This window comes from Curtobacterium citri (assembly GCF_030362955.1).
Classification (GTDB): Bacteria; Actinomycetota; Actinomycetes; order Actinomycetales; family Microbacteriaceae; genus Curtobacterium; species Curtobacterium citri.
In genome coordinates this window covers 238933-253718 of record NZ_JAUCML010000005.1, presented here as the reverse complement: position 1 = coordinate 253718, position 14786 = coordinate 238933, and the positions used below count along the sequence as shown (strand labels likewise).

General features: G+C 74.6%; 15 protein-coding genes. 9 read left to right on the top strand and 6 right to left on the bottom strand.

What is annotated here, in order from left to right; translation table 11 throughout:
- Positions 1-107 precede the first annotated feature (107 nt).
- From QUG92_RS09995 to QUG92_RS09975, 5 genes are all read left to right on the top strand, one after another.
- Positions 108-902 (top strand): SDR family oxidoreductase, encoded by a 795-nt coding sequence (locus QUG92_RS09995; protein WP_182047579.1) that lies wholly within the window; start codon positions 108-110, stop codon positions 900-902.
- A 140-nt stretch (positions 903-1042) separates the two neighbouring features.
- The gene (locus QUG92_RS09990; RefSeq protein WP_223246471.1) at positions 1043-1576 is read left to right on the top strand and encodes a phosphoribosyltransferase; all 534 of its coding nucleotides are present in this window, start codon (positions 1043-1045) and stop codon (positions 1574-1576) included.
- Positions 1573-2292 (top strand): Type 1 glutamine amidotransferase-like domain-containing protein, encoded by a 720-nt coding sequence (locus QUG92_RS09985; protein WP_289458900.1) that lies wholly within the window; start codon positions 1573-1575, stop codon positions 2290-2292. The genes QUG92_RS09990 and QUG92_RS09985 overlap by 4 nt, the downstream gene beginning before the upstream one ends.
- Positions 2293-2296: 4 nt before the next feature.
- Entirely contained in the window at positions 2297-2977 is a 681-nt protein-coding gene (locus QUG92_RS09980; protein WP_289458899.1) for a uracil-DNA glycosylase, read from the top strand.
- Between the two features lie 40 nt (positions 2978-3017).
- On the top strand, positions 3018-3623 hold the full coding sequence (locus tag QUG92_RS09975) for a GNAT family N-acetyltransferase (protein WP_289458898.1): 606 nt from the start codon (positions 3018-3020) through the stop codon (positions 3621-3623).
- A 319-nt stretch (positions 3624-3942) separates the two neighbouring features.
- Here QUG92_RS09975 and QUG92_RS09970 read toward each other — a convergent pair whose 3' ends face one another.
- Positions 3943-4653 (bottom strand): FadR/GntR family transcriptional regulator, encoded by a 711-nt coding sequence (locus tag QUG92_RS09970; RefSeq protein ID WP_289458897.1) that lies wholly within the window; start codon positions 4651-4653, stop codon positions 3943-3945.
- A gap of 223 nt (positions 4654-4876) precedes the next feature.
- Here QUG92_RS09970 and QUG92_RS09965 point away from each other — a divergent pair, with 223 nt between their 5' ends.
- Complete coding sequence (locus QUG92_RS09965) at positions 4877-6418, top strand: GntP family permease (protein ID WP_223246472.1); 1542 nt, start codon at positions 4877-4879, stop codon at positions 6416-6418.
- Complete coding sequence (locus tag QUG92_RS09960; RefSeq protein ID WP_289458896.1) at positions 6418-6936, top strand: gluconokinase; 519 nt, start codon at positions 6418-6420, stop codon at positions 6934-6936. Before QUG92_RS09965 ends, QUG92_RS09960 begins: the two co-directional genes overlap by 1 nt.
- On the opposite strand, the gene QUG92_RS09955 is transcribed toward QUG92_RS09960, so the two are convergent.
- A complete protein-coding gene (locus QUG92_RS09955) occupies positions 6929-7840 on the bottom strand; it encodes a L,D-transpeptidase (protein WP_289458894.1) in 912 nt (303 codons plus the stop codon). The genes QUG92_RS09960 and QUG92_RS09955 overlap by 8 nt on opposite strands.
- Positions 7841-7955: 115 nt before the next feature.
- On the opposite strand from QUG92_RS09955, the gene QUG92_RS09950 reads away from it, so the two are divergent.
- Entirely contained in the window at positions 7956-9281 is a 1326-nt protein-coding gene (locus QUG92_RS09950) for a cytochrome P450 (RefSeq protein WP_289458893.1), read from the top strand.
- A gap of 125 nt (positions 9282-9406) precedes the next feature.
- Here QUG92_RS09950 and QUG92_RS09945 read toward each other — a convergent pair whose 3' ends face one another.
- Positions 9407-11071, bottom strand: coding sequence for an ABC-F family ATP-binding cassette domain-containing protein (locus tag QUG92_RS09945; RefSeq protein WP_289458892.1), 1665 nt, complete (start codon positions 11069-11071; stop codon positions 9407-9409).
- A gap of 103 nt (positions 11072-11174) precedes the next feature.
- Here QUG92_RS09945 and QUG92_RS09940 point away from each other — a divergent pair, with 103 nt between their 5' ends.
- Entirely contained in the window at positions 11175-11765 is a 591-nt protein-coding gene (locus tag QUG92_RS09940; protein WP_289458891.1) for an NAD(P)H-dependent oxidoreductase, read from the top strand.
- Between the two features lie 13 nt (positions 11766-11778).
- Here the strand turns inward: QUG92_RS09940 and QUG92_RS09935 are convergent, their stop codons facing one another.
- Genes QUG92_RS09935 through QUG92_RS09925 form a run of 3 tightly spaced genes read right to left on the bottom strand, consistent with a single transcriptional unit; the run spans position 11779 to position 14754 of the window.
- On the bottom strand, positions 11779-12447 hold the full coding sequence (locus QUG92_RS09935; protein WP_182047569.1) for a response regulator: 669 nt from the start codon (positions 12445-12447) through the stop codon (positions 11779-11781).
- Positions 12444-13796 (bottom strand): sensor histidine kinase, encoded by a 1353-nt coding sequence (locus QUG92_RS09930; protein ID WP_289458890.1) that lies wholly within the window; start codon positions 13794-13796, stop codon positions 12444-12446. Before QUG92_RS09930 ends, QUG92_RS09935 begins: the two co-directional genes overlap by 4 nt.
- On the bottom strand, positions 13783-14754 hold the full coding sequence (locus QUG92_RS09925) for a type II CAAX endopeptidase family protein (protein WP_289458889.1): 972 nt from the start codon (positions 14752-14754) through the stop codon (positions 13783-13785). Before QUG92_RS09925 ends, QUG92_RS09930 begins: the two co-directional genes overlap by 14 nt.
- Between the last annotated feature and the right edge of the window lie 32 nt (positions 14755-14786).

Here is a 14786-nt window from a genome sequence, read left to right as displayed (position 1 = left end):
ACGGCCCGCCCGGCGGGCCGCGCCGGGCCCGCGCGCTCGCCGGACCGGGCCGGGGCCCGCCCGCTCGCCGGATCGGTACGGTGGGAGGCCGACCCCCTGGAGGACCAATGCCGTCTCGTCCCGACACCACCGAGCGCCTCGCCGTCGTCACCGGCGCGAGCTCCGGCATCGGCGCCGCCACCGTCCGGCTGTTCCGCGCGCACGGCTGGCAGGTGCTCGCCGTCGCCCGTCGGCTGGAGAAGCTCGAGGCGCTCGCCGCGGAGACCGGTGCCCAGGTGCTGGTGGCCGACGTGACCGACGCCGACGCGGTCGCGGCGCTCGCCGAGCGGGTCGACGGGCTCGGCGGCGCCGACGTCCTCGTCAACAACGCCGGTGGCGCACTCGGCTCGGCGAGCGTGGAGGAGTCCGACGTCGACGACTGGCGCGCGATGTTCGAGGTGAACGTCATCGGTACCAAGCGCGTCACCGCCGCGCTCCTGCCGCAGCTCCGCCGTCGTGCGACGACCGCGGGTGTGGCCGACGTCGTCACCGTGACGAGCACCGCCGGGCACGTGGCCTACGAGAACGGCGGCGGGTACAACGCCGCGAAGTTCGCCGAGCACGCGCTGGTCGCCGCCCTCCGGCTCGAGCTGAACGGTGAGCCGCTCCGCGTGGTGGAGATCGCCCCGGGCCTGGTGAAGACCGACGAGTTCGCCCTCACGCGCTTCCGCGGGGACCGGGAGAAGGCCGCCGCCGTCTACGCCGACGTGCCGGAGCCGCTGGTGGCCGACGACGTCGCCGCGGCGATCGTGCACGCCGTCGAGCTGCCGGCGCACGTCAACCTCGACCTGGTCACCGTGCGGCCCGTCGCCCAGTCCGCCCAGCACAAGCTCGCGCGCGGACCGCTCACCCCGCGCAGCTGAGCGCGGCCGCCCGGCACCGCGGCACCGGTCGGTGCAACGGCCGCTGCCGGTGCGCGGGTCGAACGAGCGCGGGCGTCCCGGCACGCGCGGCGGTGGTGCACGGGTCGCGGCGGCGGGGTCCCTGCCGGTACCGTGGGCGGATGCCGATCAGCAGCGAACCCGGGTCAGCCGCACAGGCTCCCTCGACCGTGACCGTGACGAGCGGGCCCGAGGTGCTCGGTTGGCTGGAGTTCGGCGACGCCGCTCGGCTGCTCGCCAAGGACGTCCTGTCGTCCGGCTTCGAGCCCGAGGTCGTCGTGGCGGTGGCCCGCGGCGGGCTGATCATCGCCGGCGCGGTCGCGTACGCGCTCGGCACCAAGGAGTGCGGCTCGATCAACGTCGAGTTCTACACGGACGTCGAGCAGCGCCTCGAGGAGCCCGTCATCCTGTCGCCCGCGCTCGACGCCCCGAGCCTCGCCGGCAAGCGCGTCCTGGTCGTCGACGACGTGTCCGACTCAGGCCGCACGCTGCGCCTGGTCGTCGACATCATCCGCAACGCCGGAGCCGACGTCCGGAGCGCCTGCCTCTACTCGAAGCCCGGCACCGTGCTCGAGCCCGACCACGTCTGGCGCCGTGTCGACGGGTGGATCACCTTCCCGTGGAGCGCCCTCGCACCGGTGACGGCCGAGTCGTGAGCATCCACCTCGTCGGCGGCGGGCCCCTCGTCGCCGCGGACGTCGCCGCGCCGTTCCTCGCCGAGGCCACCGCCCGTTCCGCCGCGGTCGGGCGGAGCGTGCCCCGCATCGCCCTGCTCTCCGTGGCCGGCGCCTCCGGTGCCTCGCCGTCGTCGACCGCGGACATCGCCGAGGCCCTCGGCGGCGCTCGACAGGCCGAGGTCCTGGTGACCGAGGTCGCCCCGGGCGAGGTCTTCGCCACGACCGTCCTGAGCGACGTCGACGCACTCGTGGTGGGCGGCGGCGTCACCCCGCACTACCTCGAGGCGATCCAGCCGCTCGTCGACCAGATCCGGCTGCTCGTCTCCGACGGCCTGCCGTACCTCGGCTACTCGGCGGGCGCGATGGTCGCCGCCGACCGTGCCCTGGTGGGCGGCTGGCGCATCGGTGGCGTCGAGGTCTGCCCCGAGGAGGCCTCCGAGGGTCTCGACGAGGTCGAGCTGCGCGAGGGCCTCGGGCTCGTCGACCTGACCATCGACGTGCACGCCGTGCAGGCCGGCACGCTCGCCCGGCTGATCGCGGCGGCCGAGGCCGAGTTCGTGACCGCCGGGCTCGCCGTCGACGAGGACACCGCGCTGGTCGTCGGCGAGGGCGCACTCGAGGTCCGCGGCACCGGCAGCGTCTGGCGCGTCGTGGCCGGCGACGAGACCGTCTCCGTCGCCACCATGGGCGCCTAGGCGCGTGCGACCCCGTCCGCTCGCCGAGCTCGTCGACCCCGGCTGGGCCGAGGCGCTCGCGCCCGTCGAGGACGACGTCCACCGCATGGGCGACTGGCTCCGCGAAGAGGTCGCCGCCGGTCGGCACTACCTGCCCTCGGGGGAGAACGTGCTCCGCGCGTTCACGCAGCCGTTCGCCGACGTGAAGGTCCTCGTCGTCGGGCAGGACCCGTACCCGACGCCCGGCAACCCGATCGGGCTCTCCTTCGCGGTCGACCCGCACGTCCGACCGGTGCCCCGCAGCCTGGCGAACATCTACCGGGAGCTGCACGACGACCTCGGCGTGACGCCCCCGGAGCACGGTGATCTCCGAGCATGGTCCGAGCAGGGCGTGCTGCTGCTCAACCGGGTGCTGACCGTGGAGGCCGGGGCCGCCGGCAGCCACCGCGGCAAGGGGTGGGAAGCGGTCACCGACCAGGCCGTCCGCGCGCTCGTCGCCCGTGGCACCCCGCTCGTCGCCGTGCTCTGGGGCGCGCAGGCCGCCTCGGTCCGGCCGCTCCTCGGTGACACCCCCGTGGTGGCGTCCGCGCACCCGTCGCCCCTGAGTGCGTCGCGCGGGTTCTTCGGCAGCAAGCCGTTCTCGCAGGTCGACGCGCTGCTCCGTGCGCAGGGTGCCGAGCCCGTCGACTGGACGCTGCCCGCCTGACCGCGGTGCCGTCGGGGTGGTGGACAGTAGGCTCGGTCCCGTGCTCGAGGAGGAATACCAGCGCCGGCGTGTCCTGCCCCGCCACCTGCGTGCGCCCGTGGCCGCCGAGGCGGCGTTCACGTACACGATCCGTGCCGCCGAACCGCGGGACCTGCCCGACGTCCGAGAGATCCACACGCACTACGTCCGGAACTCGTCGGTGACCTTCGACCCGTCCGCCTTCACCTTCGCCCGGTGGAAGCAGCGCTACGACGAGGTGCGTCGCCGCGGCCTGCCCTTCCTCGTCGCCGAGAACCCCTCGGGCCAGATCCTCGGCTACGCGCTCGTCGACCCGTGGAACCCCCGCGACCGGTCGAACCACGTGGTCGAGGACTCGATCTACCTCGGTGCCGCCTCCGGTGGCAAGGGGCTCGGCCGGGCGCTCATGGCGGCGCTGCTCGACGAGTGCCGCGCCGCCGGCGTCCGGGAGGTCATCGCCGTCATCGCCGACCGCCAGGCCGAGGCCTCGATCCGCCTGCACGAGCGGCTCGGCTTCGAGGAGGTCGGCCGCATGGGGAAGGTCGGCTTCAAGTACGACCGCTGGCTCGGCACCGTGACGATGCGGCTCCGTCTGCGCGGGCCGCGGCTCTTCCGCACCCGGCGCTGACGCCGGGAGCGGCGCGGGACTCCGCCGTCGCCGCGAGACGCCGCCGAGCGCGGCGAGACGCCGCCGGGCGTGCGGCGTCTCGGCTCCCTGGACGGCGTCTCGCGTCGACGCCACCGTCTCGCGTCGTGACCCACGGGCGGACGGGAGGCGCGGGGCCGGGGCCACCACGCGCCTCCCGTCCGCCCGTTCCTTCCCATCTCGCGTGCGGTGGCTGGTGGGATCGGGCGTGCCGGGTCTCTCGGGACGACCAGGCACTCCCGGAACGACCGGGTACGCCCGGAACGACCCGCGGGCGGCGGGCCGTCGCCGGCGGACCGGGTCAGGACCCGGGCGCCTCGGCGATGAACTCGTCGCGCGTGACGCGCAGCAGCGCCGTGGCGGCCGTGCCCGCCGCCGCGGCGTCCCCGGCGACGACCGCGAGCGCCACCGCCTCGTGCCGGACCGCCGCGTCGAGCGTCCAGCGCGTGATCGTGTCCCGCGACTCCGAGGTGCGGGTGCGCAGGAGCGCCTCGACGGTGCCGGCGAAGTGGGCGAACACGGCGTTGCCCGACCCGGTGAGGAGCGCACGGTGGAAGCGGACGTCCGCTTCCAGGTAGGCGCGACTGTCCTCGCGCGCGCAGGCGTCGAGCATGGCACGGGCCGCCTCGAGCACGGCGGCGCCGGGGGCGGGTCCGCTCCGCACCTCGGCCGCGAGTGCCGCTGCCACGGGTTCGACGCCGAGCCGCAGTTCCAGGAGTTCCCGCTGCTGCACGAAGTACGCCGGCGACGCTCCGCGCCACCGGATGACCGTCGGCGCGAGGAGCTCCCACGAGGTCGTCGGGAGGACCTGGGTGCCGACGCGCTGCCGTGGCTCGACGAGGCCGAGCGACTGCAGGACGCGCAGGGCCTCGCGGACGACCGACCGCGACACGCCGAACTCGGACGCGACCAGTTCCGGCCGGACGACCGCCCCCGGTGCCAGCACCCCGTCGACGATGCGCTGCCCGAGGGTCTCGAGCACGTGGGCGTGGAGCCCGCGGGCGGTGGTCATCGTTCCTCCGGTTGTGCGGTGCGGGACGTCGGACGCGCCGGTGTGACGCGGTCTCCATCGAAGCGGCAGACTGCGCCGCAGGGCGGGTGCCGCGCGGCGGATGGCAGTAGAGTCTGATTTGTCAGATTATTCGGGCCGGGCGTCGCACGCGACGTCCCGGGCCTCACGACACCCACACGAAGGCGACGGAGCCGCGAAGCGGCGGCTCCAGGAAGGGGCACCGATGCCTCACGCACCCACCGGAGGAACCGCGCCGGTCGACACGTTGCACGGGCTGACCGTCCTGGCCGCCGAGGGCGGCGGCACGCAGACCGTCGACCCCTCCGGTCCGATCGGACAGCTGATCACCGCGGCGCTGCTCGGCATCGTGGTGATCATCGTGCTCATCACCTGGCTCAAGGTGCACCCGTTCGTCGCGCTGACGATCGGTGCGCTCGGCGTCGGCATCGGGGCCGGTCTCGCCCCAGACAAGGCGGTCACGAGCTTCGGTACGGGGTTCGGTGCCACGATGACGAGCGTCGGCATCCTGGTCGGCCTCGGCTCCATGTTCGGTCGGATGCTCGTCGACTCGGGTGCCGCGGACCGGGTCGTCGACACCCTCGTGCGGCGCTCGTCGAAGGCCGCGCTGCCGTGGACGATGGCGCTCATCGGCGCACTGATCGGCCTGCCGATGTTCTTCGAGGTCGGTCTCGTGCTCCTCATCCCGATCATCGTGCTCGTCGCCAAGCGCAGCGACGTCCCGATCATGAAGATCGCGGTGCCCGCCCTCGTCGGCCTGTCCACGATGCACGCGTTCGTCCCGCCGCACCCCGGCCCGCTCGTCGCGGTGTCGACCGTCGGCGCGAACCTCGGCACGACCCTCGCGTTCGGCATCGTGCTGGCGATCCCGGTCATCGTGCTGGCCGGCCCGGTCTTCGCCCGGTTCGCCGCACGGTGGGTCGACATCCCCGCGCCGGACATGTTCGGGTCGCGCGGGTCCGGGTCGTCCGACCCCGCGCACGCCGGCCGGGAGGCACGCCGCGGCCCCGCCACGCAGGACACCGCGTCGCTGCCGAACGGCAAGAGCGACTTCACCCGCGTGATCAGCGAACCGCGCAGCCCGTCGTTCGCGGTCGCGCTCGTCGGCATCCTGCTGCCCGTCGTCCTCATGCTCGCCCAGGCGGTCCGCGAGGCGACCGCTCCCGACGCCGCCGGTGCGTGGGTCTCGCTCCTCGACTTCCTCGGCAGCCCGATCATCGCGATCGGCATCGCGACCGTCTTCGCGATGGTGTTCTTCGCGATCGGGGGCGGCATGGGCCGGAGCGCGGTCGCGAAGTCGCTCGAGGACGCCCTGCCCCCGGTCGCCGGGGTCCTGCTCATCGTCGGCGCGGGCGGCGGGTTCAAGCAGGTCCTCATCGACACCGGGATCGGCGGTGTGATCGCCGACGCCGTGCAGGAGTCGGGCATCTCGGTGCTGCTCGTCGCGTGGGTGGTGTCCGCGCTCGTGCGCGTCGCGACCGGCTCGGCGACCGTCGCGACCGTGACGGCGGCGGGCATCATGGCCCCGATCGCCGCAGACCTGTCGACGCCGGAGACCTCGCTCCTGGTGCTCGCGATCGGCGCGGGCTCGGTCTTCCTGTCGCACGTCAACGACGCCGGGTTCTGGCTCGTCAAGGGCTACCTCGGCACCACCGTCGGCCAGACGTTCAAGACGTGGACGGTGCTCGAGTGCCTCATCTCGGTCATCGGCCTCGTGGGCGTGCTCATCGCCGGGGTGTTCTTCTGATGCCGGGCGCCGAGGCACGGGTCCTGGTGGTCATGGGCGTCTCCGGCTCGGGCAAGTCGACCCTCGCCGCGACCCTGGCCGACCAGCTCGGGTGGGACCTCGCCGAGGGCGACGACATGCACCCGGCGGCGAACGTCGAGAAGATGCATGCGGGCACACCGCTCACGGACGACGACCGCTGGCCGTGGCTCGACCTCGTCGCGGCCTGGATCCGGGAGCACCTCGACACGGGGACCCCGGGCGTCGTGACCTGCTCGGCGCTCAAGCGCTCCTACCGGGACGTGCTGCGGGCGCCCGGCGTGGTGTTCGTGCACGTCGCCGGTGACACCGGGACCATCGAGCAGCGGATGACCGCCCGGTCCGGCCACTTCATGCCGACGTCGCTCCTCGCCTCGCAGTTGGCGACGCTCGAACCGCCGCAGCCGGACGAGGCGCACCTGACGGTGGCCGCGGACCGGTCGCCCGACGAGGAGGCCGCCGAGGTCGTCGTGCGCCTCGGCCTGCAGCCGGTCAGCTGAACCAGATCGCCGTCCCGACCGGCAGCTGCGACAGGGTCGTCGTCATCGCGGCGGAGATCCGCACGCACCCGTGCGAGCTGCCGGTCGGGTCCGGGTAGTAGTGCAGGGCGGTCAGGGCCGCGTTGCCGCCGTACTGCGGGATCCGCGAGGAGTGCGCACCGGTGAGGATGATCGGGTTGCCCTGCGTGTAGGTCACGCGGGCGTCGACGTAGGCGGCCTCGACGTAGGTGGCGGTCGAGGTCGGTGTCGGGTCGTCCGGGGTGCCGAGCCGGGCCGCCTCGGTCGCCGACACGGAGCCGTCCCTGGCGACCACCGACACCGTCGAGGCCTGGACGTCGACCCGGATCATCCGGTCCGTCGGGGCGATCGTGAAGTCGGCGGCACGGGCCCACGCGAAGGTGGCACTCGGCGCGGTAGGGTCACCGCCGTCGCCCGGCGTCCGGTTCCGGGCCGGCGTCGACACGAGGACCATGCCGCCGTCCTGTCCCGCCGAGCGGCCCCAGACCGCGGTCGCCGCGGGCGTGTCGATGGTGGACACGGTCGACGCGAGGGTCGCCACCGGGCGGGCGTCGGGCGCGGCGTCGGCGTACAGCGCGACGAGCCGCTGCTTCGGCGTGGCGATCTCCCAGCGGTTGTCCGGCCGGACGTGGCTGCCGTCGAGGAGCTCGGGCACGACCGCGTCGTGGAAGGCGAGGGGGAGGGCGGCGAGCTCGGCCTCGGACGCCGCCGCCGGGACCGCGGGGAGCGTCGGGATGGGGCTCGGTGTCGGGGTCGGGGTCGCCGTGCTGCGCGCGGCAGCGGTCTCGACGGGGGCCGACGGCTGCACCGCCGCACCGATCCCGACGGCGGCGAGCGCGGCGGCCGCCACCGCGCCGATCGTGATGCCCCAGGTCCTGCGTCGCATGTGCCCCTCCCTGGACCAGTGCACCACATCGCGGCCGCGACCGCACCGCGCGGGCGCGTCGTGACGACGCCGGGCCGCTCCCGTCTGACCCGACGGACACCGAGCGGTCGGCAGCATGGGCGGCATGGCCATCGACGACTCCCTCGGCATCCTGACCCGCGGCTACGGCTTCGGCGCGCACCTCTGGCGACGCACGCGACCGGACGCCCGTGCGGTCCCCTTCCGGCTGCTCGGCAAGCCCGCACTGCTCGTGCGCGGCGAGGAGGGCGTCGACCTCTTCTACGACGGCTCCCGCACGCGACGGCACGGGGCGATGCCGGCGCTCGTGCAGCGCACCCTGTTCGGGGTCGGGTCGGTGCACTCGCTCGACGGCGCCGAGCACCGGCACCGCAAGGCGACCTTCGTCGACGTCGCCTACGAGGACGAGCAGGTCCGCCGCCTCACGCCCTTCCTCGCCGAGGAGTGGTCCCGCGAGCGCGACGCCTGGCTCGCGGGCGGACGCCGGAGCGCCTACGACGCCGCGGTCGGTGCGATCGGTCGCGCGGTGATGCGGTGGGCGGGCCTGCCCGGCACGGCCGCCGCGAAGACCCGGTGGGCGGCGAAGCTCGCGCAGGTCGTCGACGGGTTCGGCGTGCCCTACTCACCGGAGTACCTGCTCGCGGCGCTGAACCGGCACTGGTCGGACCGGCACGCAGCCCGGCTCGTCGAGGCCGTCCGGGGCGAGCGCCTGCACCCCGCGGCGGGCACGGCGCTCCACGAGTGGGCCTGGCACCGCGACCAGGACGGTGCGCTGCTGCCCCCGCGGACCGCCGGCATCGAGCTGCAGAACTCGATCCGACCCGCGATCGCCGTCGCCCGGTTCGTGGCGTTCGCGGCGAAGGAGCTGCACGACCGGCCGGAGTGGCGCCGGCGGATCGCCGAGGAGACCGTCGAGCGCGGCTCCCTGGTCGACGGGCCCGTTGCCGTCGCGTTCGCGCAGGAGATCCGCCGCACCGCGCCGTTCGTGCCCGTGCTGCCCGCCTGGGCGACCGAGGACGTCGAGCTCGACGGGGAGCGCGTCCGCGCCGGCGGCCGGGTGGTGCTCGACGTCCTCGGCACGGACACCGACGACCGCTCGTGGTCGGACGCCGACCGGTTCGACCCGTCGCGCTGGCTCGACGTCACGAGCTGGGACGACGTCGAGGCCGTGCGGACCTTCGTGCCCCACGGCGGCGCGGACGTCGCGACCGGACACCGGTGCCCGGGGGAGAAGGTCGCGGTCGCGGCCCTCGCCACCGCGGTCGCGGTGCTCGGTGACCCCCGGCTCGAGGTGCTCGACACCGGGCTCGACGTCGACCGTCGGCGTATGCCGACGAAGCCGGCGTCCGGCGGACGCGTCGCGCGCCGCGGCGCGGCCACCGGCCGCTCCGGCGGCTGCCCGTTCCACCGTTCCGCGCACTGACGGCACCGGTGTCGGTCGGGAGGCGCGTGGCGGACCCCGCCACGGTCCTCCCTCGCAGGCTCGGTCGGCGCGCCCCGCGCAACGCTTCGCGTGGCCGCTGAGCGGAGCGCGCCCGACCTTCCTCTTCAGCCCTCGGTGACGCGACCCGCCTCGACCCGCCACCGCCGGTCCAACCGCACGGTGTCGAGCATCCGCCGGTCGTGGGTGACGAGCAGCAGGGTGCCGTCGTAGGACTCCAGCGCCTGCTCGAGCTGCTCGATCGCGGCGAGGTCGAGGTGGTTCGTCGGCTCGTCGAGCACGAGCACGTTCACGCCGCGGGCCTGCAGCAGGGCGAGACCAGCGCGCGTCCGCTCGCCCGGGGACAGCGCCGACGAGGGGCGTCCGACGTGGTCGGCCTTCAACCCGAACTTCGCGAGGAGGGTCCGGACGTCGGCCGTCGTCATCTCGGGGACCAGGTCCTCGAACGCCGCGGCGAGGGGCTGTTCGCCGGTGAACGCCGCGCGGGCCTGGTCGACCTCGCCGACCGCGACGCTCGACCCGAGGGACGCGGACCCGGTCGTCGGCGCGGTGCGGCCGAGCAGCGCCCGGAGCAGCGTCGACTTGCCGGCGCCGTTCGGACCGGTGATGCCGATGCGGTCGCCACCGGAGACCTGCAGCGACACCGGGCCGAGCGTGAAGTCGCCCTGCTCGTAGACCGCGTCGGACAGGGTGGCGACGACCGCCGACGAGCGCGGGGCGCTGCCGATGGTGAAGGCGAGCTGCCACTCCTTGCGGGGCTCCTCGACCTCGTCGAGCCGGGCGATGCGCGACTCCATCTGCCGCACCTTCTGCGCCTGCTTCTCGCTCGACTCACTCGCGGCCTTCCGGCGGATCTTGTCGTTGTCCGGCGCCTTCTTCATGGCGTTCCGCACGCCCTGGCTCGACCACTCGCGCTGCGTCCGGGCGCGCGAGACGAGGTCGGCCTTCGTGGCGGCGTACTCGTCGTACGCGTCCCGCTTGTGCTGGCGGGCGATCTCGCGCTCCTCGAGGTACGCCTCGTACCCGCCGCCGAACAGCCGGTGCGACGACTGGGCGAGGTCGAGCTCGAGGACCGCCGTCACCGACCGGGCGAGGAACTCGCGGTCGTGGCTGACCAGCACGGCGCCGCCGCGGAGGCCGCGGACGAACTGCTCCAGCCGGTCGAGCCCCTCGAGGTCGAGGTCGTTCGTCGGCTCGTCGAGGAGCACCACGTCGAAGCGGGAGAGCAGCAGCGCGGCCAGTCCCACCCGGGCCGCCTGCCCGCCGGACAGCGCCGTCATCGGCGAGTCCGGTCCGACGCCTGCGCCGTCCGCCGTCACGTCCAGACCCAGTTCGCCGAGCACCACGGGCAGTCGTTCCTCGAGGTCGGCGGCACCGGACGCGAGCCAGCGCTCGAGCGCGACGGAGTACCGGTCGGCCGCGGCGTCCTCGGCGTCGGGGTCGCCCAGGGCCTCGGCTGCGCGGTCCATGTCGGCGGTGGCGTCGGCGCACCCGGTGCGGCGGGCGACGTACGCGGCGACGGTCTCGCCCACGACGCGTTCGTGCTCCTGCGGGAGCCAGCCCACGAAGGCGTCGGGCGGGTTCGTCGACACGGTGCCGGCGAGGGGCTCGTCGACCCCGGCGAGCAGGCGCAGCAGCGTCGACTTGCCGGCACCGTTCACCCCGACCAGACCGATCACGTCACCGGGGGCGACGGTGAGATCGAGACCCTCGAAGAGCGTGCGTACGGCGTACCCGCCGGCGAGGTCCTTGGCGACGAGCGTGGCGGTCATCCGGCAATCGTCCCACGGGTCGGACGGGAGGCGCGGTGCTGGCCCGCCGCGCGCCTCCCGTCCGGCGCGGTGTCCGTCCACCGTGCCTCGGCATCATGGGGTCGTGCCGACCCTCATCGTGACCGCCCACCCCGACCCCGACTCGCTGACGCTCGCCGTGGCTCGGCGCCTCCGCGACGCCCTCGCCGCGTCCGGCCCGGTCGAGCTCGCCGACCTCGCCGCCGAGGGCTTCGATCCGCGCTCCACCGCGGCGGACCGGCACACGTACCGGACCGGGAAGGACCCCGCGTCCGACGTGGCGGCCGAGCAGGCACGGCTCGACCGGGCGGACCACCTCGTGCTCGTGTTCCCGGTCTGGTGGTGGTCCGTCCCGGCGCTGCTCAAGGGGTGGCTCGACCGGGTGTTCGTGAACGGGTGGGCCTTCGGCGTCGGGGACGACGGACGGATCGAGCGTCGGCTCGGACGGCTCACGGTGCACCTCGTCCCGATCGCCGGCGACGACGCCGGGGTGTACGAGCGGCACGGGTACGGCGAGGCACTCCGGACGCAGCTCGAGCACGGCGTCGTCGACTACTGCGGCGCGGTCCGTGGGGCCACCACGTTCGTGCACGAGTCCGAGCACGAGGACCCCGTCGTGCGCGAGCGTGCCGTGACGGCCGCGGTCGACGCCGTCGTGGCCGCGGTCGGCGGGTGACCGCTCCGCCCAGCTACCCCTCGGGGACCGCCACCACCCGGTTCTGGTACGCCCACACCACGGCCTGCAGGCGCGACCGGACTCCGAGCTTCGGGAGCATCCGCGCCAGGTGGGACTTCACCGTGGACACCTCGACGACGAGTGCCGCCGCGATCTCCTCGTTCGACATCCCCTGCGCGAGGAGCAGCAGCACGTCCCGCTCGCGCGCGGTCAGCACCTCCGACGCCCGGTCGCCGGTCACCGGCTGGAGGCTCCGCCGCGACACGAACTCCCGCAGGACCCGCCGGGTGAGGGTCTGGTCGATGGTGCCGTTGCCCGCGGCGACCTGCCGGACGGCGTCGACGATCACGTCGGGCTCGGCGTCCTTGAGCAGGAACCCGGACGCCCCGGCCTCGAGCGCGCCGAACACCAGGTCGTCGAGGTCGAACGTCGTCAGCATCAGTACGGGCACGGCGGGGTCGGCGTCGGGCGCGCAGAGCTCGCGGGCGACCTCGATGCCGTTCCGCACCGGCATCCGGATGTCGAGCACCGCCACGTCCGGTCGGGTACTCCGCGCCAGGGCGAGGGCCTCGCCGCCGTCCGCCGCCACACCGACGACCTCGACGTCGGGCTCGGCCGCGAGCAGGGCCGACATCCCCGCCCGCACCAGCGGCTGGTCGTCCGCCACCAGCACCCGGATCACCGGGGCACCTCCGCCGACTCACGTCCGAGTCCCAGCGTCACCGACCAGCCTCCCGTCTCCGTCGGACCGGTCTGGAGGCGCGCCCCCACCAGGTCCGCCCGCTCGCGCATGCCGCGCAGTCCGTTCCCACCCGCTGCCGTGCTCCCCGACGCCGGTGCGGCGGGCGCCCCGTTCTCGACGGTGAGCATCAGGTGCTCGTCGTCGCGGTCGTCCACGGTGACGGTCACCTCGGCCCCCGGAGCGTGCAGGGCCGCGTTCGCGAGTGCCTCCTGCACCGTCCGGTACGCGGCGAGCTGCGCGAGCGGCCCCACGCCGTCGGCCAGCTCGCGGTCGCCCGGCAGGACCTCGAGGCGCACCGCGGACCGGTACCGGGCGCGCTCGACCAGGTCGACGATCCCGGCGACGGTCTCCACGGCGCGTTCGGCCGGGGCGTCGTCGCGGAGCAGGCCGACCAGGCGACGGAGGTCCTCGAGCACCGCGGTGCTCTGCTCCCGCACCTGGCGGACGCCCTCGTGGGCGGCGGCCGGGTCGGTGTCGATCTGCCGGTCGATCACGGCCGACATGAGGGCGATGCCGGACAGGTGGTGCGCCGCGATGTCGTGCAGCTCCCGCGCCATCGCGGTCCGTTCGCGCGAGACGGCGGCGTCGACGCGGGCATCCTGCTCGCGGACGACGGCCGAGGCCTCGGCGGTGCGGGCAGCGACCTCGGCCTCCCGTGCCGCCCGCACGTCGCGCCGCGACCGGACGACCAGGGCGACGACAAGCGGGAGTCCGACGGCCCCGACCGCCTGGGTGAACCCCTGCGGTGCGGCGTCGAGCACCGCGGCCGACACGGGGCGGCCCGAGAGCGCTCCGTGCAGGAGGATCCAGTTCTCCGCGGTGCCCGTCGCGACGAGACCCGCCGCGACGACCAGTGCCGGCCAGAGCCGTCCGAACGGGACGCGCAGGGCGGTCAGGACGACGGCGACCACGACCGGGAGCGCGGCCAGGCCGAACACGTCGCTGCTCTCGTGGGTGGCGGACACTGCGATGACCGGGACCGCGGCGACCGCGACGAGGGAGACCCGGGGGGCGGGTCGCGCGGCGAGCAGGACCGCGGACTGCACGAGGAGCCCGAGGGCGGCGAGCAGCCAGGCCCCGCTGCCGACCGTCGGGGCGTCGAGGCGTGGACCGACGGTGTCCGGGTCGATCCGGTCCAGGAAGGGCAGCCCGAGCAGCAGTCCGAGCGAGACGACGGCGGTCGCGACGGCGACCAGGACGTCGTTCCGACGGAGGCGACGGTCGCCGCCGACCCGCGCGGTGCGGGAGTCGGCGGCGACGCGAGCCGCACTCGCTTCAGCGGGTGCCATCGTTCGATCCTACGAGGCGGGCGGGGGCCGGCGTCGGGAGGCGATCCGTGCCTCCCGGCCGGCGGTCGTACCCGAGCCGACCACGGGTGGCGACCAGCAGGACCGCGGCGGCCACCGTCGAGACGATGGTGAGCCCCTGCATCATCGTGCCGGCGGTCATCCCCGGGTACATGTCGGCCCAGAGGGTCGAGATCGTGTTGTTCACCCCGACGTGCAGCAGGAGCGCGACCGGCAGGCTCTCACCGGTCCGGTTGAAGACCCACGTCATGACGACGTTGAAGGTGATCGTGAAGAGCGCGAAGACGACCGGCTCCGACCAGTGTGCGTCCGGCCACCCGCCCCAGTCCGACAGGTACAGCGGCATGTGCCAGAGCGCCCACAGCGGGCCGAGCACGGCGGCGGCACCGAGCGGTCCGAAGCGGTCCTGCAGGCGGGGGAGGGCGAAGTCACGCCAGCCGGGCTCCTCCGACAGACCCGTGGTGAACAGCTGCACCACGAGACCCGGCACGAGGGCGAGCAGGGCGAGGGCGGGCGGCGCCTGGACGTTCCCGCCCGAGAAGGGCAGGCCCGTCAGGACGATGAGCGCCGGGACGCCGACCAGGGCCAGTGCGTACCAGTACCAGGCGACCCGCCAGCGCCAGAGGCGACCGACCCACCGCCGCAGCCCCGGCCGACCGTCGGCGATCGCCGTGACGACGAAGGCGCCGCCGAGCGGACCGAGGAGTGCCCCGGGCAGGACGCCGGTGAACTGCGCGGTGCCGAGGAACTCCGGGAAGTGCAGGTCCCACACGCCCAGACCGTGCGGGCTCAGGATGTACGGCACCCAGGCGAGCCAGCTGAGGCCGAGCGCCAGGGTGGCGAAGGAGGCGAGCGGGTGCCGGGAGACCAGGCCCGCGACCCCCGTCCGTTCGGGGACGACGGTGCCGGCGCCGGGCCGGACTTCGGTGGTGTTCGTCATGCCGTCCACGCTAGGAACGGCCGTCCGCCGGG